Consider the following 23,545-nt stretch of genomic DNA (forward strand, 5'->3'; position numbering starts at 1 on the left):
ACTACCCCTAGAATGTCAAGGGAAAAGTTTCAGAAACAAAAAATGCTACTCACAGGCCGTCAGCAGGCGTTGGGCGGTTGTGTAAAAGTACAGACTCACATCGTGCAGCATGAAGATCGCTACTTCGTCGAGATTGTAGGCTTTGTTTTTCCTGAACTGTTTCTGTTTGAGCTGTTTCAGCTGCAACGCGAGTGCGACTAAGGGAACCCAGTCTGACTGGTAGAACTGCATCAGGTTCTGTCGCCACCAGCTGAGATAAAAGGCGCGGACCACATGCTCGGAAATGATACTGGAGATCACGAAAACGACTCCATTTAAAAGGAGCAGGCAGCCAAGAATCAAAAAGGGTCCGTTGATGGCATCCCCTTTGAAGACCAGGCCGAGCAGTGAGATCATGACGGATACCGCCAGAAACAACAGGAAGCCCAGTCGGGGGATTTTCACGGACCGTCGATAATCGGCGCCACTGTCTTCCTCCGACAATTGCGCGACGAGCTGCTTTGTGCGTTGTTCCAGTGTCTCCGGAAACGAGTCATGGAATCCGGTATTGATCCGTTCGAAGACATCTTCCGCGATTTTTTCCCAGAGCATTTGAATGGTTTCACATTCCGTGCGAGTGAGATCAAATTCTTCCAGCAGCTCATTCCGCTGTGAAACCAGTAGCTGCTGGCATTCCAGAAAACTCTGATCCGCCTGCTGTTCACTCTGGGTACAATAATCCTGAATGGTCTGATCGATGATGGCGCGCAGTGGCCCGCCTGTCAGGAACAGTTCCCGCTCGCGCTGATAGACTCGGATCAGCTCCAGGAAATGGAATTCGTACTCCAGCCAGGGGGGGAGCCGTCTGAGATTGGTTTCGATCAGGGAAAAGGTTGAAGCCAGCCAGACCCGGTCGGCTTTCCAGAGTGCCGCTTTGAGAATGTGGATATAAAATACCAGCAGGTGATCGACCCGATAGTCGAGCAGGTTCTCTTCGCAGGCAGCCAGTGTGTGGCGGAAGGCAAGAAACGGGCTTTCCCGGAGCAGGCGGTCCCAGGCATTTTCAGTCAGATAATAAAACCGGTCGGACCGAACCACACGCGATGTATTGACCAGCAGCTCCTCAAGCCCCTCCAGCGAGTCACAGGTGACAAAATACTGATGCAGCAGTTCAAACAGCGCCTGGTCGTCCGGGTGTGCTTTCAATCCTTTCAACAGCCACATCGGGAACGACTGGGAATGACTATCCAGAAAATCGGAGAGAAAAGCCAGCGCGTAATATTCATAAGGTGTTTTTACCGGCAGCGTTTTCAGTTCCTGGTACAGATCCTGCAGTCGTTCTGTTCTGACACGCTCATGTAAAGGTTGCTCATCCGACAGAAACACAGGTTCCGCGTGCTCGTGATCAGCGTTCGCGTCAGTGGGGGGCTGAAGAGGAACTGTTGTGGGCTCCGGTTCCAGTTGCTCCTGCAGGAGTTCTGCCCAGTTGAACTGCAAATCCGATGTACCGGGACTTGTCTGCGAGGTTTCACCATACCGCAGTGCATCGTCAAGACGTTCATAAGCGGCCCGGATCTTCTGAAATTCCTCAGGGAACTTTTCCGGTTTGAATTTGCGAATCAACGCGTTGTAGCTCCGTTTCAGATCGCGCACATCGTACTCGCCTGACAGACCGAAAAACGGTTCAGGTTGATCCGGTAACAGATCCCATTGTGGATCGCCGGAATCACTCATGAAAGGCTCCAATCAATCTCAGCTGTATGCTCATCTGTCTTGTGTGTCACAGGCATAAATACAAAATCAGTACTACTGAAATCCCGGCGTTAATCGCGATTAACGTGTGTAAAGTCTGCACCATCCACGCGATGGCGTTGGACTTTTTAGAAGTCGCCGCAAGCTGGTTGATCCAGTCTTTTTCCAGCGCATGCAGCTCTGGAAATTCCTGCTGGACGATACGTGCCAGCTCGCGATGGTCTTCCAGTCGAGGCAGCTCAAAGTCAAAAGTATTCGCTGCAGACGGGGAAAACGTGACTGAGCGGAGTCGTTCGGCCTCTGCAGGCGAGGAGATCACCAGGGTGCTGAACTGAGTATAGAACTCTTCACAGTTCTCACAACGATGTTGCAGTTGGCTGAAGGATTCCCGTAACGCGGCGATTTTTTTGAGACGCCCGATGGCAAACGTCAGTTCGGGAAAATCCGCAATGTCGATTTCATTCAGCCGTTGCTCAATCACCGAAGTTTTGAAAGACCAGAAGTGTTTGCGTAAAGAGTTCATCTGTTCGAGGATCTGCGCTCTGCGTTCTTCGTAACTGGAATTCATCGAATCGTACAGACGACGGTCCGACTGTGGCTGCAGAAACAGTTTGCGGCGGTTCAGGATTTCTGCCGGCTGTTCCAGCGGATTCATCTGCAGTATCTGGCTGAGATATTCCTGCTTTGGTGAATCAGACATGGCGAATCTTCCCGATCGTTCCTAATGGCAGGCCGTCAACAGACGTTGTGCGTTGACATACAGAAACAGGCCGATGTCTTTTCGCATGGCTTCCGCGATTTTATCGAGCCCTTCACGCTCTTCGTCTCCCACCTTGATGGATTTCAGTTGCGCCAGTTCGTCAGCCAGATCGTGCAGGGGGAACCATTTGGTCTGGTAAAACCGCATGAGTTCAAAACGCCACCAGCTGCGATAATGTCCCAGGATAACCCGGTCCTGCAGCAGGGAATAAATCAGCAGGGCTGCAAAATCAGCGATCACGACACCAAAAATTTTGAGGGAGTTCATCCAGAATGAATCCAGAATATGGACCAGGAAGTAGATGATCAGTCCAATCGAACCAAGGACTCCCAGCCCCAGAATCAAGGCGAGCGAGTGTAAAACCTGATAGCGGATGCCCACCCCCTCTGTCAGCAGACGATGTCCCAGCTTCTTTGCCTGAACTTCCAGTGATTCGGTCTGTTCCGGGTACAGTTCCTCTGCGATACGTTCCAGTACTTCAGACGAGATCCGCTCCCAGAGATACAGCACGATTCCAAAATCTTTTTCGGGAACATTAAATTCACGCAGTACTTCTTCTTCCAGTGAAACCAGTTGATTCTGACATTCCAGGAAGCTCCGGTCGGCATCAGATTCCCGTTTCGTACAATAATCAAAAATTGCCTGGTCAATCATGGCCCGGACCGGGCCCCCCTCTAAAAACTCGCTGCGCTGGCTGCGGTAAAGATTGATCTGTTCCAGGAAATCAATTTCCTCTTCCGCCCAGTAAGGCAGACGATCGTAGTGGGCTTCAATCTCGCCAAATTTTTCCCGCAGCCAGTGGTCGCTGGCCTTCCAGACTGCCGTTTTTAAAATATGCAGATAAAACACCAGCATGTGATCGATACGGTGATCCAGCAGGTTCGCTTCACAGGTTTCCAGATGCTCGCGGAAATCACTAAAGGCATCATGACACAGCAGTTCATCCCAGGCCCGCTCAGTCAGGTAATAGTACCGGTCCGTGCGAACTGCGCGCGAGGTCGCTTCCAGCAACTCCGGCAGTCCGTCAGGATCAGGCTGGTTGGCGAAATATTGACGCAGCAGTTCAAACAGCGCCGGTTCGTCGGGATGCGCCTGCAGGCCTTCCAGTAACCAGTAAGCGAACGCGTGTGTCTCCTCCTGCCGGATATCCGCGAGGACGGCCAGCGTATAATAGTCGTATGGAGTTTTCTCTTCTTTTTGCTTGAGATCTTCGAAAATGCCTGGCAGCGATTCGACACTGATGCGTTCATGTAATGGCTGCGGGTCGGACTGGGCTGACAGGCTATCGCTGCGTTCTACGGGGCGGGCGTCATCCGGGAAAGGGAATTCACGTGGCTCTACCAGTTCGGGTGGTCGTTTTTCCGGCTGCGGATTCTGCTTCGTTGGTTCGTTGAACTTCCAGTCGAACTGCTGATCGGGCTGGATGACAGAAGTGCCGGGACGTTCGTGATAGCGTAGCGCATCGTTCAGTCGTTCAAATGCAGCGCGGATTTTCTGAAACTCTTCCGGAAAGCGTTCCGGCTTGAACTGGCGGATGAAGGAATTATATTTTCGTTTCAGGTCGCGCAGATCATATTCGCCTGAAAGTCCGAAAAATGCTTCCGGATCATCAGGTAACAGATTCCATTGCGGCTCGATGGGGCCACTCATGAACTACTCCCACAGTCGCATGCGAATTTATTGAAAGATCATCTTCGAAGCATAATATGCGCATATCATCACCAGAAACGCAACAATTGCCAGCACCGCTTCACTGAAACCAAACACATTGTTCGCATCCCGCTTCGAGAGAATATGGCTCAGCCAGGGCTTTTCCAGCTGGTACAGCTCCGGCATTTCCTGCCGAATGGCCAGCGCGATACGATAGTAATCTTTCGGGCTGCGATTCCGGGTATCGAACGATCCTTTCCGCGAAGCTTCCATGCATTCGGCACGACGCTCCGTTGTTTTTTGAGGAGACGCCGATACCAGGCCGCAGAACTGATTGAAAAACTCCGGGAAACAGTGGCGATGCTTTCGGAGCAGCCGAAATGAATCCCGGTGATCGGCGACCGCTTTGAGCCGGGCATACGAAATCGCCAGATCCGGGAACTCGGAAATGTCGATGGCTTCCACCTGCTCCCGCAGACTTTCGTCATCCAGGTTCCACAGGCATTTTCGCAGCGCTTCCATATTTTTCAGCGTCTGTTCTTTGCGTTCATAAATCGAAAGGGATGCATCTACAACCGGCCGCCTGTCGTCCTGCGGTTTCAGGAAGTCGCGTCGCAGCGTAAGAATTTCGAGGGGCTGTTCCAGCGGGTTCATCTGCAGCAACCGTCTGACATAATCGGTCTCGCGTGAATCCGTCATACCTGAAATTCCTGATCATCCTCATCATAACAGAAGCCCAAAGCCGCCAGCGCTGTCAACAGGTTCTGTTTTGCCTGCTCGAAATACTCGGGGTCACCGGAGGCCATCGACTGCTCAAAGTAGTCGATCGAAGACTCCAGCTCATCGCGCTGAAACGGACTGACTTCACCAATCACCCGCTCGGCATAACGGACCAGATGCTGGTTCTTGACGTCGTCGCGCGGATAAAACTTCAGTTTCTGCAGATTCTTAACGGCGGCGTCGATATCGACTTTCGACGTCAGTTTGGCATGTTGTGTCAGAACCGTTTTAAACTTCTTGCCGGTCTCGGGAACGAAGGCTTCCACTTCCAGAATGCCGTTCAGGTCGTATGTGAAACGGAGATGAACCGGTTTGCCCGAAGGCCCCGGCGGGATTCCGGTGACTTTCATGGTTCCCAGGAACAGATTGTCTTCGACTTTGCGTCCTTCGCCCTGGTAGACATTGACGGTCATCTCGCGCTGATTGGGTTCGACCGTTCCGACCACTTCTTCACGGGAAACGGGGATGGTGGTATTACGATGGATGATCGGCAGGTAGTAGCCGTTGACCTGGCGTCGTCCGAACTCTTTAATGATTTCCGTGCCCAGCGTAAACGGACAGACGTCTGTCATCACCATGTCTTCCACGGCCCGGTCATCCTGAATCAGCGCTGCCTGGACGGCAGCACCCAGCGCGACGACTTCATCGGGGTTGTGAGTGCACAATGGTTCGACGCCGAAAAACTCGCGAATGAATCCGCGGACGGCCTCCATGCGAGTTGCTCCCCCCACGAGGATTACACTGTCGAAGTCCTGTGGAGCAATGCGCGAATCGCGAACCGCTTTGGCAATCGGACGCGCCAGCCGTTTGACCAGCGGGTCGGCCAGTTCCAGAAATTCGTCGCGCGTCATCGTATGGGTGGCGGCATCCGCTTCCATCTTTCCCTGTAGATTCGGAATGCGGATTTTGGCTTCCGTTTCCCGTGCAAGAATACACTTGGCCGCCTCGCATTCCTGCTTGAGACGGGAAACGAGCAGGGGATGCTTGACTTCCGCGATCTCGACCTGCAGGTTTTGGGCAGTCAGTACTTTTGCCAGAATGCGGTCAGTGAAATCTTCACCCCCCAGCATGCTTTCGCCAGCGGTCGAAATGATTTCCAGTGTCCCCTCGAAGACTTCCATCGCCGTCACATCAAAGGTTCCGCCTCCCAGGTCAATCACGATCAGTTTTTTCTCGGCCTGGCGATCATGAAATCCATAGGTCAGCGCCGCCGCCGTTGGTTCGTTGATAATGCGGCGGACATTCAGACCCGCCAGTTCGCCCGCCTGCTTGGTGGCGTTTCGCTGATGATCATTAAAATAGGCGGGCACCGTGATGATGGCATCGTGCACTTCCAGGCCCAGGTAGGCTTCTGCATCCTGTTTCAGAGACTGCAGCACCAGGCTGGACATCTCGGTTGCGGTGAAGACATGCCCGCCGATCTCGACTTTGCGATCCGTACCCATCAACCGCTTGAATACCCAGGCACATCGCTCGGGCTGTGTCACGCGGGTCTCTTTGGCAGCAGAGCCGACCAGCACGCGATCATCGGCGGAAATACTGATGACGGAAGGCGTTATCACAGAACCATGCGCATTGGGAATGAGTTTGGGTTGTCCATCCTCGAAGACCGCACACAACGAATTCGAGGTACCCAGGTCGATGCCAATGATTGGAGTCATACGGATGAAGTCTTATGCAAAGCGCGGGATATTGCCCGCCAGGTGGTCTGATGGAAAGCTCGAAAACAGATCATTCGATTGTAATCTTACGTCCAGTCATTTTCTACAAAGAATTCTCACTACCTGAAATTCTGAGAGAAGTGCAGACAACGATCAGAGTCTGCCACAGGTTGGACACGGTTTCGCCTCAACCGGTTCCCTGGCCTGGCTTAGTCACCAGGCACAGATGAAGATTGCTTTTCCAGGTAGTCTTTGACATACAGTTCCTGCACAATGACTTTGCTTGCCGCCAGTAGAGGCGAGGCAACCATCGCACCCAGAAAGCCGAACAGCACACCCATGATCGCCTGAAACGAAATCAGTAGTGCGGGGGGGAGTGAGACCTGCTGTTCCTGGATGAGGGGGGTGATCAGATAACTTTCGACCAGCTGTAAACCGATAAATGCAGGTACAACCAGCGCTGCGGTCGTCGGGCCTTTGGGGAGCGCAATTAAAATCGCCAGGCAGAAGGCAATCAAAGAGCCGATATTGGGAATGAACGTCAACAGTCCGGAGATCAGTCCCAGCGTGCCCGCCATGGGAACCCCGATCAGCGAAAGGACCAGCCACGCGCCCAGCCCGGTAATGATCATCGAACCAAAGCGTCCCAGTAACCAGTGCCAGAGTGTGTCACTCAGTTGAGTCATCAGACCTTGAATGCGGTCCCTGCGTTCCGGTGGAAACAGAACGACCACACCATCACGGTATGTTTGTGGCGAGACGGCAAGGAACAGCCCGACAAACAGAATTAAAACTACATTGACGACGACCCCAAAGGTGGATTTGAACATGCTGCCTACAAACGACATGGCCTGCTGCGCGGGTTGTGTCAGTGACTGGATGCTGTTCTGCGAATTTTTCTCCGCTGACCCAGGTTCCTGCTTCGAACCGCTTTGTTCTTTCTCCGCAGGAGAAGGCTGCTCCGCTTTGTCCTGGTTCGGTTTCTCCTTCTGTGAGGAGAGCATCTGCGCCAGAATGGGTGTGGAGTGAATGACGGAACTGATCGACGTATATTCTTCAGCCCAGTTCTGAATCCTGTTGATTCCCTCGTCAATCTGTTGGCGGGCTTCTTCTATTTCCTGGTTGATCTGCACAAAGAAAAACGTAGTGGTGCCCAGAAATGCACAGATCAGAAGTAGAACGAGCGCAGCCAGACTGGCTTTGTAAGGCAGACGGCTTCTGTCACTCACCAGACGGCTGGTATGAGTCAGAAAAACGCCGAACAGGACTGCCATGAACAGCGCCAGAATAATTTCCCAGGCAATGACCAACGCTGAGGCGAGAACCACGACGATAATCAAAGTTATGATCGTGTGAGCCAGGGTATGAGAAGAATCGGTTTGCAAATTCTTCACCATGTCGGCATCAGCTCGCGCTCTCGTCTCAGGTTGGTTATGAGCGGACAGATTCTTCTCTCCTGTCTTGTGCATGTGGGTGCCTGTTATTTTTCCTGAAAGGCAGGGTTTTCGACAACATTCCATTCATCCCCGGTATTCCAGGGGCCTTCGTAGTCATCGCCCAGATCGCCTGATCCAGTTGAGTCGTTGAAATATTGATCGACCCACTTGTCATCCGGCTTCAGATTCCCAATTTCCAGCGGCTTTTTGTCCATGCTTTCGAGCGCCTGGCCGAACGCTTTCAAGTGGGTAATTTCCCGGGTCATGAGAAATTTCAACGCATCTTTGGTACCGGGATCGTCGGTATAATCAATCAGGCGTTCATACACGATCTTGGCCCGGGCTTCGGCCGCCATATTGGACCGCAGATCGACTTCCAGCTGACCGGTGATAGCGATATACGCGGAGGTCCAGGGAACTCCCTGGGAGTTATTGAGTGACACGCCACCTCCCCCCACAACAGCAATCAGAGGATCTTCCAGAGCCGCCTCACCATTTTTGCGGAGAGGCTTCAGATGCATGCGGGCCAGTGAACCGATCACTTCCAGGTGACTCAATTCTTCTGTGCCGATATCCATCAACAGGTCTTTTCGGGCAGGGTCTTCACAGTTCAGACCCTGAATGGAATATTGCATCGCTGCAGCCAGTTCGCCGTTCGCACCTCCGAACTGCTCCAGCAGCATCTTTCCGAAACGGGGATCAGGATCACTGACATCGACTGTATACATGAGCTTCTTAACGTGATGGTACATCTTAAACCCTTTTGGATTCCATGGTGAGTAATAACCGAAAATGAACCGCGGCGCGCAACCTGCATCGCCACTGGAAATAAAAGCTGAGAGTCAATCTGACTTCTGGGATCTAATTCGCAAACGATGTGCCAATGTGAGTAAATACCTTGTCTCTCGACTTAGCTTCGGTTTTCTTCATTTAAGCACACCGGTAATGTCCATTTCCCGAATGGAGAGCGAATGGAACGGTTCCTGAGCGGTCAGCGTGCGCGGTGGGCTGTCATTATTTTTCGGGAGACGGATGTTTTTCCCGGGCAGACTGAACGGCCTCTGCAGCGTCTTCCTGGTCTCCTGCATCCAGGCTCGGTCCTTCCTGTGTGACCTCCGCTTCGGGCTCGTAACTCAGTTCCACCAGCAGCGGGAAATGATCCGAACCGATGTAAGGCAACGTGCGGATTTCCGACAGGCGGAAGTCATCGGAGACAAACAGATAATCCAGCGGATAGCGCCAGATCCAGGAGGTGGCGTCGTATGTCGCAAACAGCCCGCGCCCTTTTCGCGGATCGAGCAGACCGCTGACTTCCTGAAACAGATTGGTCGTACGCGACCAGCCGACATCATTCAGATCACCCAGCACGATCGCACTTCGGTTTTTACTGACTTCGCGTCCGACGAGTACCAGTTCCGCATCCCGCTTGGTAGTGTCTTCTCCCGGTCGGGGAGGATTGGGATGCACGGCAAACAGCCGGACCTCTTTCCCGGAACGCAGCAGAATGGTGGCATCAATCGACGGAATTTCCTTTTTCACCAGACCTCTCACTTCTGCAGACTTGACCCGCAGGTTGCTGTAGAACGCGATCCCATAAGTGTTATCGAGGGGATGTGTGAGATGATAAGAATAGGTTCTTTCCAGCGGCGACAAATCAGAGATCCAGCGCTGATTGACTTCGCACAAGACAACGATGTCCGGCTGTTCGCGATCAATCAGCTCCAGCACCGCCGCCGCATCGGTATTCTTCTGCAGTACATTGGCCGTCAGAATCCGCAGCCGTTTCTCTGAATCCTGCGACTGGGCGGTTTCGACTTCATTGGACGCAATCGTCAGGTAAGGAAAGATCCAGAACAGCTGAATGCCGATGCCCGCGCACAAGGTGATCGCAGCAATTTTCGCCGTCATCCGCTTACGAAACGGGATAATTGCCAGTAGTACGACGATATAAGAAACCAATAATTGCAGTCGTGGAAAATCACCGATGCGCACCCACCACCAGTCGACTAACAGCAAAGGCAGAAAAGCGGTGATCGACAGGATAACGCACGCCAGCAGAAGTCCGTACCACATCCAGCGTTGCCAGCCAGGTTCGTTTGAAACTGACTCTTTTTTTTCCGGTGTATTTATCGAGCTGTTCAATGTTGTGGTCCGGTCTGAAATAATGTTTCAGGAAACGCTGGTGCGAGCAAACGACCCAGAAGGATGTTCGCGGTTTTCAAACAGCTGCTCGGCACCAGTTACATTCCGAAAAAAGTCTGGTTCCAGTTTTACATCCGGGTCCGCTGAATGCAAAACGGAAATATCGCCTGTCGTCTCAAACACGACCGCCAGCACCTGGTCGGCATTCAATGCATTCGCCTCGCGCAGTTTACCATACACATCGTCCCGGGTGATGTTCGCTTTTTTGAGATTCTCATCGAGCATCTCGGATCCTCGCATCAGCAGTAAGGGCTCATTGTCAACCAGCTTGCTGAACCAGACGAAATGCTGCCTGAGCATCGCCAGGATCCACTGTCCTAAAAACAGACTGGCGAGCGCCGTCAAACCGATGATGAGTGTCGGCGTGGAACCAGAAATTGTCGAAGCAAAGACAGAACCGACGGCAACAGTCATCGCAAAGTCGGCAGCGGACATCTTGGAAAAACTTCGTAGACCGGTGAGCCGTGTATAGATCAGAATCACCGCATAAGTCAGCACACACGACAGCAGTACCATCGGCATTTCAGTCCATTGGTCCGTGATCCACTTCTCAAACATCGCACAGCCTTTCTGGTGGGGCGCAGGGAGTTTACCGACTAACACATGCCAGCAGGTATACGCACATCCCATGCCAATTCCGAAAAATCGCTGTTGCGCTGAATGAACTTACAGGCTGAGCCACTCTAAACGCTGATAGAATTTCCCGATCAAGAGCCTTTCTCACCATAAGTCACACGATAAGCCCAGTCGATCTGATCTTCCCGGCCCTGCAGTCGACACAGTTGTTTGTCGAATGAACTACCCGGTCGCCGAAGCATGCCCTGCGGCCCCCGTTCGCCGATACGACATTCCAGCCAGTTGACACGATCAATGGCAGAATCAATCTGCAGTTGAAGATACGCAGGCACAACAGTCTGATCCCGGATCAGCCAGCTCATACCAAAGAAAACCGCTTCTCGTTCCCCGGTGCGATCTGCGACCAGCGGAATCACATCATCCAGTGCGTCAGATTTCCATTCAGGACAAAGTTCGGCCAGGACTTCGGGAATCAAATAGTCTAACGCACCCATGAGAAGTCGGTAATCTTCGGTCTCCTCAAAAGACGCACCCACAGCCGTCTGCTTAAAGAGCCCCCGCAGCGAGTGCGCCACGATGATTTCTGCTTTTGAAAGTTCACGGTGGTTGAAGACGTTCATATTCTCATGATGCCGATGATTTCCAGCCGGCCATAACGGCGAAACCGAACCGTTTAAAGAAAACGTCGCATCGCTTCAGGCCGGCGTCAGCGAAGCGTGCGAGATGCCAGTCAACGGAGGCGTACTGGTCGATGGCCATTCTCTCCAGGGCAGCAGTCCATTCTGCATCGTCTGTCCCCAGTTCGCGCGCCTGTTGCTCATGCATCGTTCGATACAGGTCCGTCTGCCAGGGAGAGGGTCCCGCCACCTGGTCGGCGTTGATAAAGATGCCACCGTCGGCCAGTGCCTCAGCGACGCGCTGAAACAACCGGGCTTTCTGATCGTCGGCTAAGTGATGAATGGCCAGGCTGGAAATGACCGCATCGAACGGGCCAACTGGTAACGCTTCATCGAACGAGGCGTGCACCGCCGTAATGGAATACTGTTGCAGACGCGTCTTCGCCACGTCGAGCATTTCCGCAGACTGGTCTAACAGAGTGACAGTAGCCGCTGGTGAACGGTTCAGAATGAACTCGGAAAAAAGACCGGTGCCACAACCCAGGTCCAGGATCCGCGCCTCAGCGGGGACGGTCATCTCGACGAGCGTAGCTGCGGTTCCATAAAACGCATCAAAGTCGGGCACCAGTCGCCGTCGCGGTTCATCATAAGTTTTGGGATCCCAGGTTGTCGAATGGTTCATCAGTGCTTCTCGTCGTTCGTACTAAAAACAGGTTAGAGGAAGTGAATGATCGAAAGTCGAAGCATAGCCGTTGGTTGTTTTGTTGTCACATATTTTCATTTTCTTTCACAGGATTCGTCTCAACCTCAGATGCCTGCTCATGGAGAAATTGCTGATGACTCCAGTTTAGATGGTTCAGTTGCGTCAATCGAACCTCTTTAGGATTTGCAGACCAGGCCAGGACACGTGTTTCGAGCAGGGTCCCTGTCGCAGGATAGTCATTCGGGAACTGAATCCTGTATCCTGGTCTGGTTTCATTGATTTTGAAATGAATGATTTCGAGCAAGGCGGGTATTTCGGGTAATTCGTCAAGTATGACCCACACACCATACCTCTGTTGTTCACACACCTTGCCAGACATCGGCGTTCCATTCGGATACTTGGAAATCAGTTCATCCCATTCTTTTTGAGAATACTCTCTCGTCATACTCTGCACTTTCTCAACAGAATCCGTATTGCGTTCCCCAGACACATTTGTCACAACGAAGTAACTCCCCCCCCACGGCCCTTCATCTCGAAAATGGCAAACGCACCCACTAAAGTGTGCAGGCTTGCATCGGACTCCCTTTGCTGTCAGGATTTCTCCTAACTGCTGCACGACTTGCCGAAGTCGCACTTCATTTTGGGCAACAATTCGCCATTGGCAGGTGTCTGGGTTCTTCTCATGGCCGTTGTAAAGGAATGAAACTGCGACACCTTCCGCCAGATCATGCCGAGTGAGATCGCTTGGCCCGGTGGCCGCATCTGCGACAACTTCAAAAAGATTTTGGGTTTGAAATTTTCTCATTGCAGACTCCGTTGCAAATCACTCCCCAATAATCTTCACCAGAATCCGCTTCCGCCTGCGGCCGTCGAACTCGTAATAAAAAATATGCTCCCACGGTCCCAGGTGGAGCCTTCCGTCGGTGATAGCGACGACGACTTCGCGGCCCATGATCTGGCGTTTGTGGTGGGCGTCGGCGTTGTCCTCCCCCGTGCGATTGTGCAGATACCCGCCGGTAGCAGGATCACTGCCTGCATCAAAGGGGGCCAGCTGTTCCAGCCAGCGATCGTAGTCAGCATGCAGGCCCGATTCGTTGTCGTTGATGAAGACAGAGGCTGTGATATGCATTGCATTAACGAGGACTAACCCATCCTGCACGCCGCTTTCTTCGACCAGCTGTTCCACATCATCGTGAATGGAGATAATCTGCCGGCGCTTTGGGATATCCATCCAGAGTTCTCTGGTGAGTGTTTTCATAACGGGGATCAGTTCCACATTAATAGTAGTTTTGAAAAAGGGATCTCATGAATTGCTCTATCGTAACGAAATCACGACGTGGGAACAGGTCAGGATAACCGGGTTTTTGTTCAAGTTCTTTTCCGAAACCACTGACTCTTCTCAGAGGCGACCTTAAGAATCTGATGAGAAATACTTTTTCAGTCTGCTTTTTGATTTTTTGACGATAAAGTAACTTCTTACTTTGGCATCTCACCATTTGCTGCCGGGAATATACTTCAGGAAGTTCCATTTCCGGACTAACGCATCCATCGATTTCAAAGCTGCGTTATCGGAATCGCGATAACCTTCTGCCGAGTCGTACTCTCCGCCGTTGTCGGTTCGCTCTGAAATGATGTTCGAAGCTTTTCGGTTAATGTGCAAGGCTACGAATGATTCGTACGTCTGAATCGACCAGACCCGGTGGTCGGCGGCTGTTTAGTCAAACTGGCTATAACGTTGATTGATTTTGTCGATGAAACGTTTGACGTATTCCAGAAAGGAAAATCGTCTAAAGCCGAACCCGTCCATATAAGAACTATGAGTGTCTTCAACAACGAGCATGCCTTTGTCGTTGATCATGTCGAGCAGCATTTCGGTCGTGATAATCTGTTATTCGAAGGTATGCCCGCCATCACCCAGGATCATATCTGCCCGGCCGATCTGGTTTTTAAACTCCTGCCAGAACGGTTCGTCAGCCTGATTCGCGATAAAAATTTCACCGCCTCCGTTTTCCCATTTTTTCGCGTTCGGATTCATGTCAACGCCAATAATTCTGGCCTGTGGTCCCAGAAACTCCCACCACATAAAAAGCGAGCCTCCCCCCCAGCACACCAATTTCGACAAACGTGACGTTCTTTCCCCGGTAGCGGGGAAACAGGTCGTCGTATACTTCGAAGTATGTGCTGTGCTTGATACTTTTATAGGGACTCTTCAAATAAGCCTGTTAGCTTAACGTCTCTTTCATTTCTATTTCTTCCTGCAGCGACAGCACTGACGTGCCCCCGCGATTCCCTCTTAGAACCTGTATTCCGTCTCGACAAAGCGGCTGGTCTGGTGAAAACGCAAATCAGGCGTCTATCATACAGTACACAAGCCCGATCGAAAGTTCACCCCTTTGAAAGAGGTAGTGTCTGTATCAATACGATTTGGTGAGCCCCCTTTCTTTGCCACGGCAATTCCAGTTCTGGCGAAGGGAACCCCGAATTCAGAACTGGGGACTTCGACTCAATCCTATTCCGTCTTTACGCCTTAAGAGTAGCGACTCGCAGAAGAATTACTGCAAGTTGCTCAATAGAAACAGTGACAACCAGATTAAATTCTAGTTGCTGGCGAAAAGCTCCTGCTTCGATTCTACATTCGCAACACTCATGCTGTGGGAAACCTGTGTTTCTTGGATGAATGCAGCAGGAATGTCTCATCTGAGCTTGCCGTAGCATGGTACAATCGATCACTGTTGTATATGGTATTCGATTACACCGACGATAAGATTTGTGCACAGTTTTTAGTAAGTCCATTCACAGGTAACCGATCCAGTCTACAGACATGAGGTTCTCAAGATGAAACAGCAGAGGAATCTGAGACGAAGGGAACGAAAATCTAATTCACTCTTTCTGGCAATCCCTGCTTTGCTACTGTTATCGGCAGGGTGGAGTATAGGTTGCAGTTCAGATTCTGAATCAGATCAGTGGCAGACGCCAACTGAGTGGGTCTTGCTGATAGCACAGGAAGATAAAAGAGTTAATTCTCGGTGCCAATTGTTAAATGACATTGCCCGGGCGCAACTGGCAGCGGGTGAAAAAGAGCAGGCGCTGCAGACTTTACAACCGGCGTTAGAGCTGATTCACGAGGCCGTTGATATTGGTGCTGAGAATACATCGATTATAGATACGCTGATTTTATTGGGGGAGGTCGAGACAGCAGTTCAGACAGCAAAGGACTTTAGAAGCCCCGTATTGACTGATCCTGCGTTTAAAGCGATTGCTTTAGAACTGATTAAAACCGGAAAAATATCGGAGGCTGTCGAAGCAGTTCAAAATCTGGAGAATGAGAGGTCTGCGATACGAGTTTATGAAAGCGTTGTCGAGTCACTCGTTCAACAGGGGCAACAGCAACAGGCATTGGAGTTTGTGGAACAGATTCCTCAATTGAATCATAAAGGAGCGGCACTGTGTGCGCTGGCCATGGTTTATCATAAACAGGGTGATTCCCAGAAAGCATTCGAGCTACTGAAACCAATTGCAGACTGGTATCAGAAAGTCGATGACCAGACTGTGGTAGATCGTTATATGACCAGGAGAGATCAATTAATGGTTAAGCTTGCTGCTGCCTACGCACGAGGAGGTAATTCCAAACGCGCGCTGGAAATTGCAAACAAAATCAGCGTGCCGCAATCCAGAAACGCTGAGCTCGCGAAGATTGCCGAGCACATTGCCAGGGAATCTGGAGATTATGAGCAGGCACTGGAAATCGTCAATCAAATTCAAATATCCAAATTGCAGTATAGCACAGGAAAGTTTCTTGCGCTTATGAATATTTCGACGATCATTGCCAGGGATTCAGGCGATTTTGAATGGGCAATGAAAGTCGCTGACGAGATTAAGGGGCGCGAGAGTGAAATAGCGGCATATAGAAAGCCGGCCCTGGAAGAAATCGCGACACTCGCGGCTAAGACAGGAAATGAAGCGCAAACTATGGCAGTAGTGGAAAAGATCTCCCAAATGTATCATTTGCGTGATCGGCCCTTGTCTCTGAATAATGTTGCATTCCATCTCGTAGAAAATGGACATTTGAAATCAGCGATGAAGGTTGTTGAGATGATCCAGTCGCCGGAACAAAAAAAACATGTATGGGACGCCATCGCCAGTAATTATGCCCGTTCAGGAAAGACCGAAAAGGCGATCGAGTTTGCTCAAAAAAATCAGACAAAAACCGATCATGATTCGGCACTGCTACTGGTTGCATCCCACCTTTCCGAAGCAGGTAAATCTGATGAAGCTTTGAAGATTGCTACACAGGTTCCGGCCAGCTCCAGGACAAATAGCTCGATAAAAGTGATGGTTCTCGAAAGAATCGCTTTAGAACTGTTGAGAAAAGGAGATGCATCAAAAGGTTTGATGGCTTTGGATGAGGCAGTCAGTGTGGCCTTGGAATCTAATGACGGGATATTTCCAACCCTTGGTATTATTCCCCTGGCCTGCGAGCCTCTCACCGCTGCACAGCAGAAAGAGGCAGATAAGGATATCGTGACTCCACTGAAAAAATCCTTTACACCAGAAGAGAGTCGGGTGGCCAAACGGCTCATGAAAGCGATTCCATTGAAATCACCTCACCCAATGTGAAACTGTGGGCCATCAGTTGAGCAGGTTCCAGACCGCTTATGACAGTTTTTCGTGTGCGGTCAGGATCAGGGTTTCGGTCTCTTCCCAGTCGATGCATTCGTCGGTGATGGAGACGCCGTACTGGAGTTGTGACAGATCCTTTGGCAGACTCTGATTGCCGGGAAGCAGATTGCTTTCCAGCATCAGGCCGATGATCGTATCGTTGCCGGCGACGCGCTGGTCGATCACGTCGTTCCAGACTTTGCCCTGGTTGCGATAGTCTTTGTTGGAGTTCGCATGGCTGCAGTCGACCATGAACCGGGGTGACAGGCCGGCGGCCTGCAGGCTCTGGCTGGCTTCTTCCAGGTGTTCCCGCGAGTAGTTCGGGCCGGAACGTCCGCCACGCAGAATCAGGTGCCCCCAGGGATTGCCTTTCGTGTTGACGACACAGGTCTGACCGTCCGCATCGATTCCCAGAAAACTGTGGGGGCTCTGCGCGGCGAGCATCGCATTCAACGCGACGTCGAGGCTGCCGTCTGTACCGTTTTTATAACCGACGGGCATGGAAAGTCCGCTGGCCATCTGGCGGTGTGTGGGAGATTCTGTCGTGCGTGCGCCAATCGAAGCGATCGAGATCGCGTCGGCAATGTATTGAGGCGTGATCGGTTCCAGCATTTCCGTTGCGGCGGGTATTCCCAGTTCGCCAATCTGCAGTAACAGCTGGCGGGCGATCTTCAATCCGGAAGAGACATCGAAGGTGCCATCCAGGTGTGGATCGTTAATCAGGCCTTTCCAGCCGACCGTGGTGCGTGGTTTTTCGAAGTAGACCCGCATGATCAGGAACATCCGGTCGTCCACTTTGGTGGAGAGTTCTTTTAAACGCGTGGCGTACTCAATGGCGGCTTTGGGATCGTGAATCGAGCAGGGCCCGACGACTACGATGAGCCGATGATCTTCTCCCGAGAGAATACGTTTAATCTGCTCGCGCGATTCGCCAACCGTCTCTGTGACTTTGTCGGTCCGCTTGTAAGTATCTTTCAATTCCTGTGGAGCCACCAGGCGGACGGAATCATGAATGTTGACGTTTTGAATGGGTAACATCGGCTTGCAATCGTTTTTCATTACTAAAAAAGTGTTTGGTTTCGGTTGATGATCGTATTCAGAGACTTAACTGCTCACAGATCCGGGAAACAACTTCCTCAGGCGTCAGCAGCGACGCCTCGATTTTTAATTGTGCATACAGTTCATACAGCGGGAATCGGCTGTCGTATAAGTCGGCCAGCGTCGTACCCGGTTCAATCAACACGCCCCGGTCGAACGCGTCGGCCACCCGTTGCTCCAGGACTTCAGGTGACACATCCAGCCAGACTATGGTACCAAGACTGCCAAGATGTTGCATGGCTTCGCGGCTGTAACAGACGCTTCCGCCGGTAGAAATTATCGATCCTGAGGATTGGATCGATTGGACATATGCTGCCTCGATTTTCCGGAATCCCTCCGAGGTGTGTTCGGAGATAATTTCCGCCAGCCTTTTTGACTCGCCGGCTTCAATTAATGCATCCGTATCGAGGAAGGGAAGACCTGTCTGTTCAGACAGTAGTTTTCCCACGGTCGACTTTCCCGACCCGGGCATCCCAATCAGGATGACTCCCGGATTCTCAGGTGCAGCTTCAGCAGCCATCCGGGCACTCCTCACTGATGCGAATTGCGAGGAGGCGCTGACTCTGATTCAGAACACGCGGATGATCGGTCCACAAAAACATAAAAGCAGCAACTGTCTGATAAATAAAGGCTTACGGAAATCTAAGTTCTCCAGATCTACAAAAATATGAAAAATCCGGGGAAAAGCAAAACAAATAATATCGCAAATCAGTTCTAATAGGAACTGTGTGAAAAGGGAGTGAACGGTCATTGTTATTTTCCGGCTCGATTCAACACAAGCAGGGAACTTCTGTTTGTGCAGAATTCACACAAATTTTACTCGTCGTTCCCGCCTGGCAGTTCTGCCAGGACGTTCTTGCTGTGAATCAGCAGTGAGAATCAAAGTTTTTCTGAAGCTTTGCAGAATTGAATTCCATCGTGGAAAAACAGTCACCAGTCAAATTTGCAGCACAAATCAGATGTTGTGCTAATGATCTGCACGATCAGGGAGTGGACCGGCTGGGTTCGCTCTACGATTTGACTTCAGAGCGACTGGTGCGTTATGCCGTGACGGTCACCCGCAATATGCCGGATGCGGAAGATGCGATTCAGGCTACCATGGTGCGGATCGCCATGAAACCGAAAATTCTGGCCACCGCACAACAGCCCTGGGCCTACCTGTTACGGGTGACCCGCAACGAAGCCTTACGGATTCTGCAGAAGCGGAAGCCGTTTCAGATATTTGCTCAGTGCCGACAGCTCTGGGCGCGAGATGAAGAAATTGTAGAAGAAAACGATCAGGCGCGCGTCATTCGCAAAGCATTGAAGCGTCTGCCGACGAATCAGTCAGAAGTGGTAGTCTTGAAGATCTGGGAAGACATGACTTTTGCGGAAATTGCCAGTGTGCTGGATGAATCGCCGAATACCGTGGCCAGTCGTTATCGTTATGCGCTCCAGAAATTAGATAATTATCTGCGTCCCGTGACGCATGAGGATATTAATGTTTGAATTCGAAGATCACAATTCCCTGGAAGAACAGTTGCTGCAGGCCGGTGCCGGCACAGCCGTTCGTCTGCGCGACGGACACCGTCAGCAGGTTCTGGAAGCAGCCCGGCAGGCAGGAAATCGCAGGCAACGCCAGCGAAGATGGATTGTCTGCAGCATGTTATTCGCCTGCTGTGGTCTGTTCTGGTGCCTGCGCAGTTCGGGATCCACTTCTCCGCAGGCTTCAGGCTGGTCCAAAGCACTCTATATCAAGGGAAACGAAGTGTTAGGCATTTCTTTAGCCACCCGCCAGTCAGCGGCAATCAAAACGGACTGGAATTCGGTACAGGCGACTTTAAAACATTCGGGTGAATGGGGGCTCGTCGATGCCGTCGTTCAGTTTCGCAATGAGCGTGCAGGAACGATTGAGCAAATCTTTCATCGAGGCGATTAATGCAGGAGAGTTTGTCCCAACATTTCCAGGAACACTTGCCTGAGAAACCCGAGAATCATCCGGAGTATGTCACCAATCTGGTCGATCTGATTTTAAATCAGGCGCAGGCCATCAATGCCAGCGACATTCATCTGCTCCCATCCGAAAACAAAATGCGGATGGACTGGCGGATTGACGGTGTGCTGCATCACGTCGCAGATTTCTCTCCCGAACTGGCTCCACGGATTACCTCGCGGCTCAAAGTCCTGTCGCATCTGCTGACCTATCGCACGGATGTCCCCCAGGAGGGACGGCTGCGGCAATCGGGTGAGCAGGCGGTCGAAACACGCATCAGTACGTTTCCCACGCTCTACGGCGAGAAAGTGGTTGTCAGGCTGTTTGTGGGTTCGGGGCATTACAAACATCTGGAAAGCCTGAACCTGCCCGGCGAAATCCTGTTTGAACTGCAGCGCCTGTTGACTCAGACAGGAGGCGTTATCCTGATGACAGGGCCGGCCGGCAGCGGAAAAACAACCACGATCTATGCCTGTATGCGCGAAATCATTCGGCAGTCTCAAGGGTCTCGCAGTCTGGCTTCACTGGAAGATCCGATTGAAGTCGTCGTGCCTACGGTTGCCCAGTCGCAGGTGAATCCGGCTGCGGGCTTTGATATGGTCCTCGGTCTGCGGTCTCTGCTCAGACAGGATCCGGAAGTGATTATGGTCGGTGAAATCCGCGATCGTGAGACCGCGGAAACTGTCTTTCAGGCATCGCTTTCCGGGCACCTGGTCGTCACGACATTTCATGCCGGCAGTGCGACAGAAGCGGTGAGCCGCCTGTCGGACATGGGCATCGAACCTTATCTGCTGCGCAGCGGTCTCCTGGCGATACTCAGTCAGCGACTGCTCAGGCGACTCTGTGCGTGTGCGGAAATTTCCCGGGCCGAAGAAGATCGCATGGGGCTGGATGTCGAACACTGGAAAGTGCCCGTCGGTTGTGTGGAATGCGGGCAGACCGGTTACCAGGGGCGCATGGTTCTGACGGAGATGTTACAGCCCGGTCAGACCGAAGTGGCGAATGCCATTTTAAATGGCGCGGATGCCACGGTACTCCATCAACTGGCCATCCAGTCGGGCATGCGGACCCAGTGGGATCGCGCGCAAGAGGCAGTGAACCAGGGGCTCACCAGTCCGGCGGAAGTACGTCGGGTACTGGGCATGACGCGCAACAACGGTTAAAGGGTGATCGATTAATTCACCCTGAAATTCGAATGATAACATAACATAACATGACACGGCAATAATCGTTTCTGTCAAAAGCAGGTGTGACCATGAATTCAAGAGACGATTCTGAATCGAACGAGACCAGCGAAACCCGCTTTGAACTCGATGAACTGATCGCGCTGAATGAAGAAATTATTTCACTCGTGCAGGCCGGGATTCCCCTCGAACTGGGGCTCCGCGAAATGGGAAATGAACTCCCCGATCGTCTCGGCCGGATCACTGCTGACCTGGCAACCAGGATGGAGCGGGGCAGTACGCTGCCGGAAGCGATGGCCGCGGAAGGCGCCTGTTTTCCGCGCGTGTATCGCGTGATCGTCGAAGCAGGCATCAAGTCAGGCAAGCTGACGGTCGCTTTGGAAGAAATGTCGAATTATGCCTGGGAACTGTTTCACCTGCGCCGCCAGATCGGTATGGCGATGGTCTACCCGCTGATTGTGTTCAGCCTGGCATACGGGCTGTTTATGATTTTCCTGTTTGAAGTGCTGTCACGGTTCAATGCCGCTTACGATATTTTTCGTCTCAGCGAATCAAAGCCTCTGCAGTTGTTAAACTCCATGCAGTCCACGGTCGTCTACTGGGGCATGGTTCCGCCGCTGGTACTGTTTCTGTTTGCTATCTTATGGATGAGAACGGGCAGTTCACAGTTGCTGAATTTCAAAGGGACCAGTCGCCTGATCGGCTGGATTCCCGGTGTGCAGAAAATTGCCAACTATTATCGGTACGGCAATTTTTCCGAACTGATGTCACTGTTGATTCAACAGAACATACCCTTTGCTGAATCGGTCGTACTGGCGGCGGAAGCGACCGGTGATGATCAGCTGGTGAAATCGGCCAGTCTGATGGCGGACCGGCATCTGCAAGCACAGCCCGAGACCGTCATCTCCACGAAAGAATATGGCTGGCCTCCGCTGTTAACCTGGCTGCTCACGACGAAAAATCATCAGGGGGATCTCAGCCTGGCGCTGAAAAACGCAGCAGATATGTATCGGAGAAAAGCCACCAGTTATACACGCTGGTTTCGCGTTTTGTTTCCAATCTTTACCGGCGCGATCATCGGCGGAGGGACGGTGTTATGCTATTCTCTGGTATTATTTCTTCCGTTCTCGGACATGCTTAAACAATTGGCCCAGCCATGAGGTTCTTAGAGTGAGAGGCTATTGTCCTGATTCGAAGTTTAATGATTGCAGCAATGGGAAGCATAGCGGGATGGTTATCAGATGATTTGGTATCGTTACCAGGGAATCAATTCGCAGGGTAAACATGTCTCCGGCCGCATCCAGGCCGCAGACCGGGATGAAGTTGCGAGCAGGCTGCAGGATCAGGGGCTGAAGATAGCACGGATCGAAGAGGAAGAATCAGCGCTGGCCTTTTCCATGCCGGCCGTGTCTGCTTCCGCAGGCAGTCAGAAACTGTCGTCCCGCGACTATGATGTGATTTCCGATCACCTGTCTGACCTGACCCGTGCGCGGCTCCCTTTATCAACCGGTCTGGAAGCGGTTTCCTATGAAATCGAGAGTCCGCGTCTGCGGTCTGCGGTACAGAATCTGGCTTCACAACTGGATGCCGGCAATGACCTGGAAACGGTGCTCGCGGATTCCCGGGCCCCGCGCGAACTGTGTGCCCTGGTGCATGCCGGCACACGCTCCGGGAAGATGAGCGAGATCCTGGCGGACTATGTCGCACATACCCGACAAATCTCAGAGATGAAAAACCAGTTGCTGATGGCGCTCAGCTATCCTTTGATCCTGATGGCATTTGCCATGCTGATGTTTCTGAGCATCATGCTCTGGATCCTGCCTGCCTTTGAATCGATTTATCGGGAATTTGGAATCGAGTTGCCTGGGATGACTCTCCGGCTGTTTGAGCTATCCCTGTTCCTGCGGACGCAATGGTGGTGGTATCTGCCTACGGGACTGCTGCTGGCAGGCTGTTATCTGCTGTTGATGAAAACAGAGCGCGGTCAGATCTGGTCACAGAAAATAATCTATCGTCTGCCTTTGATTGGCGGACTGCTCAGCGGTCTATCGGTTTCGCGATTCTCCCATCTGCTGGCGTTGCTGGTTGACAACCAGGTCCCGTTCCTTGAAGCGCTCAAGATGACCGGGGAAAGTTCCAGTAATTATGAAATCCGCAATGCCTGCCGTCGGTTTTCCGAATCGGTATCGTCCGGACAGGCGGAGATTGCTTCCCTGGAGTCATTGAAAATATTCCCGGCCACGTTCCTGCAGACACTGGCCAGTCAGTCAGGCACCACATCCCATCAGGGACCCCGCTATTCTGTCGAAATTCTGAATGCACTGTCGGACATGTTGAACAGTCAGACGCGGGTCCGCATTACTTTCTTCTCGTCTGTTGTTGAACCAATGGTGATCATTTTCTGTGGCATTCTGATGGGCTTTCTGTTCATCGCCATGCTGGCCCCTTTAATTCAATTATTGAACTTGCTGTACTGAATCAGCCAGAGTCCTGATATCACTTATTTCAAATCTTTT

General features: G+C 51.9%; 23 protein-coding genes and 1 pseudogene. 6 read left to right on the plus strand and 18 right to left on the minus strand.

Annotated features, from left to right (window positions below; translation table 11 throughout):
* Window positions 1-45 precede the first annotated feature (45 nt).
* The 16 genes and pseudogenes from GmarT_RS00305 to GmarT_RS00370 all read right to left on the minus strand — a co-directional run bounded on the left by GmarT_RS00305 (window position 46) and on the right by GmarT_RS00370 (window position 14,199).
* Entirely contained in the window at window positions 46-1,713 is a 1,668-nt protein-coding gene (locus tag GmarT_RS00305; protein WP_002648129.1) for a J domain-containing protein, read from the minus strand.
* 46 nt (window positions 1,714-1,759) lie between these two features.
* Window positions 1,760-2,431, minus strand: a complete 672-nt coding sequence (locus tag GmarT_RS00310; protein WP_002648128.1) for a hypothetical protein — start codon at window positions 2,429-2,431, stop codon at window positions 1,760-1,762.
* Window positions 2,432-2,452: 21 nt separating this feature from the next.
* Window positions 2,453-4,141, minus strand: coding sequence for an LMBR1 domain-containing protein (locus GmarT_RS00315; RefSeq protein ID WP_002648127.1), 1,689 nt, complete (start codon window positions 4,139-4,141; stop codon window positions 2,453-2,455).
* A 27-nt stretch (window positions 4,142-4,168) separates the two neighbouring features.
* Window positions 4,169-4,840 carry a hypothetical protein gene (locus tag GmarT_RS00320; RefSeq protein ID WP_002648126.1) on the minus strand — a complete coding sequence of 224 codons (672 nt, stop codon included), beginning with the start codon at window positions 4,838-4,840 and terminating at the stop codon, window positions 4,169-4,171.
* Window positions 4,837-6,582, minus strand: a complete 1,746-nt coding sequence (locus tag GmarT_RS00325) for an Hsp70 family protein (RefSeq protein ID WP_002648125.1) — start codon at window positions 6,580-6,582, stop codon at window positions 4,837-4,839. The genes GmarT_RS00320 and GmarT_RS00325 overlap by 4 nt, the downstream gene beginning before the upstream one ends.
* A 209-nt stretch (window positions 6,583-6,791) precedes the next feature.
* Entirely contained in the window at window positions 6,792-8,051 is a 1,260-nt protein-coding gene (locus tag GmarT_RS00330) for an AI-2E family transporter (protein ID WP_002648124.1), read from the minus strand.
* 20 nt (window positions 8,052-8,071) lie between these two features.
* Window positions 8,072-8,770: pseudogene (locus tag GmarT_RS00335) on the minus strand (manganese catalase family protein); the annotation flags it as partial.
* A gap of 262 nt (window positions 8,771-9,032) precedes the next feature.
* A complete protein-coding gene (locus GmarT_RS00340) occupies window positions 9,033-10,091 on the minus strand; it encodes an endonuclease/exonuclease/phosphatase family protein (protein ID WP_044239384.1) in 1,059 nt (352 codons plus the stop codon).
* Between the two features lie 96 nt (window positions 10,092-10,187).
* Entirely contained in the window at window positions 10,188-10,778 is a 591-nt protein-coding gene (locus GmarT_RS00345) for a DUF421 domain-containing protein (protein ID WP_002648121.1), read from the minus strand.
* Window positions 10,779-10,927: 149 nt separating this feature from the next.
* The gene (locus GmarT_RS00350) at window positions 10,928-11,416 is read right to left on the minus strand and encodes a hypothetical protein (RefSeq protein ID WP_002648120.1); all 489 of its coding nucleotides are present in this window, start codon (window positions 11,414-11,416) and stop codon (window positions 10,928-10,930) included.
* Between the two features lie 4 nt (window positions 11,417-11,420).
* Entirely contained in the window at window positions 11,421-12,095 is a 675-nt protein-coding gene (locus tag GmarT_RS00355; RefSeq protein ID WP_002648119.1) for a class I SAM-dependent methyltransferase, read from the minus strand.
* Between the two features lie 85 nt (window positions 12,096-12,180).
* On the minus strand, window positions 12,181-12,921 hold the full coding sequence (locus GmarT_RS00360) for a hypothetical protein (RefSeq protein WP_002648118.1): 741 nt from the start codon (window positions 12,919-12,921) through the stop codon (window positions 12,181-12,183).
* Window positions 12,922-12,939: 18 nt separating this feature from the next.
* Window positions 12,940-13,374, minus strand: a complete 435-nt coding sequence (locus GmarT_RS00365; RefSeq protein WP_002648117.1) for a secondary thiamine-phosphate synthase enzyme YjbQ — start codon at window positions 13,372-13,374, stop codon at window positions 12,940-12,942.
* A gap of 231 nt (window positions 13,375-13,605) precedes the next feature.
* On the minus strand, window positions 13,606-13,776 hold the full coding sequence (locus GmarT_RS29305; RefSeq protein ID WP_002648115.1) for a hypothetical protein: 171 nt from the start codon (window positions 13,774-13,776) through the stop codon (window positions 13,606-13,608).
* A gap of 54 nt (window positions 13,777-13,830) precedes the next feature.
* Window positions 13,831-13,986: a hypothetical protein gene (locus tag GmarT_RS29310; RefSeq protein ID WP_002648114.1), complete on the minus strand. Its 156-nt coding sequence runs from the start codon at window positions 13,984-13,986 to the stop codon at window positions 13,831-13,833.
* An 18-nt stretch (window positions 13,987-14,004) separates the two neighbouring features.
* On the minus strand, window positions 14,005-14,199 hold the full coding sequence (locus GmarT_RS00370) for a hypothetical protein (protein WP_002648113.1): 195 nt from the start codon (window positions 14,197-14,199) through the stop codon (window positions 14,005-14,007).
* 752 nt (window positions 14,200-14,951) lie between these two features.
* On the opposite strand from GmarT_RS00370, the gene GmarT_RS00375 reads away from it, so the two are divergent.
* The gene (locus GmarT_RS00375) at window positions 14,952-16,733 is read left to right on the plus strand and encodes a tetratricopeptide repeat protein (RefSeq protein WP_044239353.1); all 1,782 of its coding nucleotides are present in this window, start codon (window positions 14,952-14,954) and stop codon (window positions 16,731-16,733) included.
* A gap of 36 nt (window positions 16,734-16,769) precedes the next feature.
* Here the strand turns inward: GmarT_RS00375 and GmarT_RS00380 are convergent, their stop codons facing one another.
* Window positions 16,770-17,813, minus strand: a complete 1,044-nt coding sequence (locus GmarT_RS00380; protein ID WP_002648111.1) for a 3-deoxy-7-phosphoheptulonate synthase — start codon at window positions 17,811-17,813, stop codon at window positions 16,770-16,772.
* A 58-nt stretch (window positions 17,814-17,871) separates the two neighbouring features.
* Window positions 17,872-18,393: a shikimate kinase gene (locus GmarT_RS00385; RefSeq protein WP_002648110.1), complete on the minus strand. Its 522-nt coding sequence runs from the start codon at window positions 18,391-18,393 to the stop codon at window positions 17,872-17,874.
* A 386-nt stretch (window positions 18,394-18,779) separates the two neighbouring features.
* Between GmarT_RS00385 and GmarT_RS00390 the strand changes: the two genes are divergently transcribed.
* From GmarT_RS00390 to GmarT_RS00410, 5 genes are all read left to right on the plus strand, one after another.
* Window positions 18,780-19,361, plus strand: coding sequence for an RNA polymerase sigma factor (locus tag GmarT_RS00390; RefSeq protein ID WP_002648109.1), 582 nt, complete (start codon window positions 18,780-18,782; stop codon window positions 19,359-19,361).
* Complete coding sequence (locus GmarT_RS00395; RefSeq protein WP_002648108.1) at window positions 19,354-19,791, plus strand: hypothetical protein; 438 nt, start codon at window positions 19,354-19,356, stop codon at window positions 19,789-19,791. Before GmarT_RS00390 ends, GmarT_RS00395 begins: the two co-directional genes overlap by 8 nt.
* A gap of 11 nt (window positions 19,792-19,802) precedes the next feature.
* Window positions 19,803-21,008: a GspE/PulE family protein gene (locus GmarT_RS00400; RefSeq protein ID WP_157158978.1), complete on the plus strand. Its 1,206-nt coding sequence runs from the start codon at window positions 19,803-19,805 to the stop codon at window positions 21,006-21,008.
* A 92-nt stretch (window positions 21,009-21,100) separates the two neighbouring features.
* On the plus strand, window positions 21,101-22,189 hold the full coding sequence (locus GmarT_RS00405) for a type II secretion system F family protein (protein ID WP_002648106.1): 1,089 nt from the start codon (window positions 21,101-21,103) through the stop codon (window positions 22,187-22,189).
* Window positions 22,190-22,270: 81 nt separating this feature from the next.
* On the plus strand, window positions 22,271-23,506 hold the full coding sequence (locus tag GmarT_RS00410; RefSeq protein WP_002648105.1) for a type II secretion system F family protein: 1,236 nt from the start codon (window positions 22,271-22,273) through the stop codon (window positions 23,504-23,506).
* The last annotated feature ends 39 nt before the right edge of the window (window positions 23,507-23,545 follow it).

Origin of the sequence: Gimesia maris, assembly GCF_008298035.1 — a bacterium.
GTDB classification, from domain to species: Bacteria; Planctomycetota; Planctomycetia; order Planctomycetales; family Planctomycetaceae; genus Gimesia; species Gimesia maris.

Bases quoted from the DNA above. Each gene is read 5' to 3' on its own strand.
- GmarT_RS00350 (WP_002648120.1), bottom strand. From the start codon at position 11,416: ATGAACGTCTTCAACCACCGTGAACTTTCAAAAGCAGAAATCATCGTG.
- GmarT_RS00340 (WP_044239384.1), bottom strand. From the start codon at position 10,091: ATGTGGTACGGACTTCTGCTGGCGTGCGTTATCCTGTCGATCACCGCT.
- GmarT_RS00380 (WP_002648111.1), bottom strand. From the start codon at position 17,813: ATGTTACCCATTCAAAACGTCAACATTCATGATTCCGTCCGCCTGGTG.
- GmarT_RS00310 (WP_002648128.1), bottom strand. From the start codon at position 2,431: ATGTCTGATTCACCAAAGCAGGAATATCTCAGCCAGATACTGCAGATG.
- GmarT_RS00330 (WP_002648124.1), bottom strand. From the start codon at position 8,051: ATGCACAAGACAGGAGAGAAGAATCTGTCCGCTCATAACCAACCTGAG.
- GmarT_RS00405 (WP_002648106.1), top strand. From the start codon at position 21,101: ATGAATTCAAGAGACGATTCTGAATCGAACGAGACCAGCGAAACCCGC.
- GmarT_RS00365 (WP_002648117.1), bottom strand. From the start codon at position 13,374: ATGAAAACACTCACCAGAGAACTCTGGATGGATATCCCAAAGCGCCGG.
- GmarT_RS00360 (WP_002648118.1), bottom strand. From the start codon at position 12,921: ATGAGAAAATTTCAAACCCAAAATCTTTTTGAAGTTGTCGCAGATGCG.
- GmarT_RS00325 (WP_002648125.1), bottom strand. From the start codon at position 6,582: ATGACTCCAATCATTGGCATCGACCTGGGTACCTCGAATTCGTTGTGT.
- GmarT_RS00345 (WP_002648121.1), bottom strand. From the start codon at position 10,778: ATGTTTGAGAAGTGGATCACGGACCAATGGACTGAAATGCCGATGGTA.
- GmarT_RS00370 (WP_002648113.1), bottom strand. From the start codon at position 14,199: ATGTGGTGGGAGTTTCTGGGACCACAGGCCAGAATTATTGGCGTTGAC.
- GmarT_RS00355 (WP_002648119.1), bottom strand. From the start codon at position 12,095: ATGAACCATTCGACAACCTGGGATCCCAAAACTTATGATGAACCGCGA.
- GmarT_RS00395 (WP_002648108.1), top strand. From the start codon at position 19,354: ATGTTTGAATTCGAAGATCACAATTCCCTGGAAGAACAGTTGCTGCAG.
- GmarT_RS00410 (WP_002648105.1), top strand. From the start codon at position 22,271: ATGATTTGGTATCGTTACCAGGGAATCAATTCGCAGGGTAAACATGTC.
- GmarT_RS00315 (WP_002648127.1), bottom strand. From the start codon at position 4,141: ATGAGTGGCCCCATCGAGCCGCAATGGAATCTGTTACCTGATGATCCG.
- GmarT_RS00385 (WP_002648110.1), bottom strand. From the start codon at position 18,393: ATGGCTGCTGAAGCTGCACCTGAGAATCCGGGAGTCATCCTGATTGGG.
- GmarT_RS29310 (WP_002648114.1), bottom strand. From the start codon at position 13,986: ATGCTGCTCGACATGATCAACGACAAAGGCATGCTCGTTGTTGAAGAC.
- GmarT_RS00375 (WP_044239353.1), top strand. From the start codon at position 14,952: ATGAAACAGCAGAGGAATCTGAGACGAAGGGAACGAAAATCTAATTCA.
- GmarT_RS00320 (WP_002648126.1), bottom strand. From the start codon at position 4,840: ATGACGGATTCACGCGAGACCGATTATGTCAGACGGTTGCTGCAGATG.
- GmarT_RS00305 (WP_002648129.1), bottom strand. From the start codon at position 1,713: ATGAGTGATTCCGGCGATCCACAATGGGATCTGTTACCGGATCAACCT.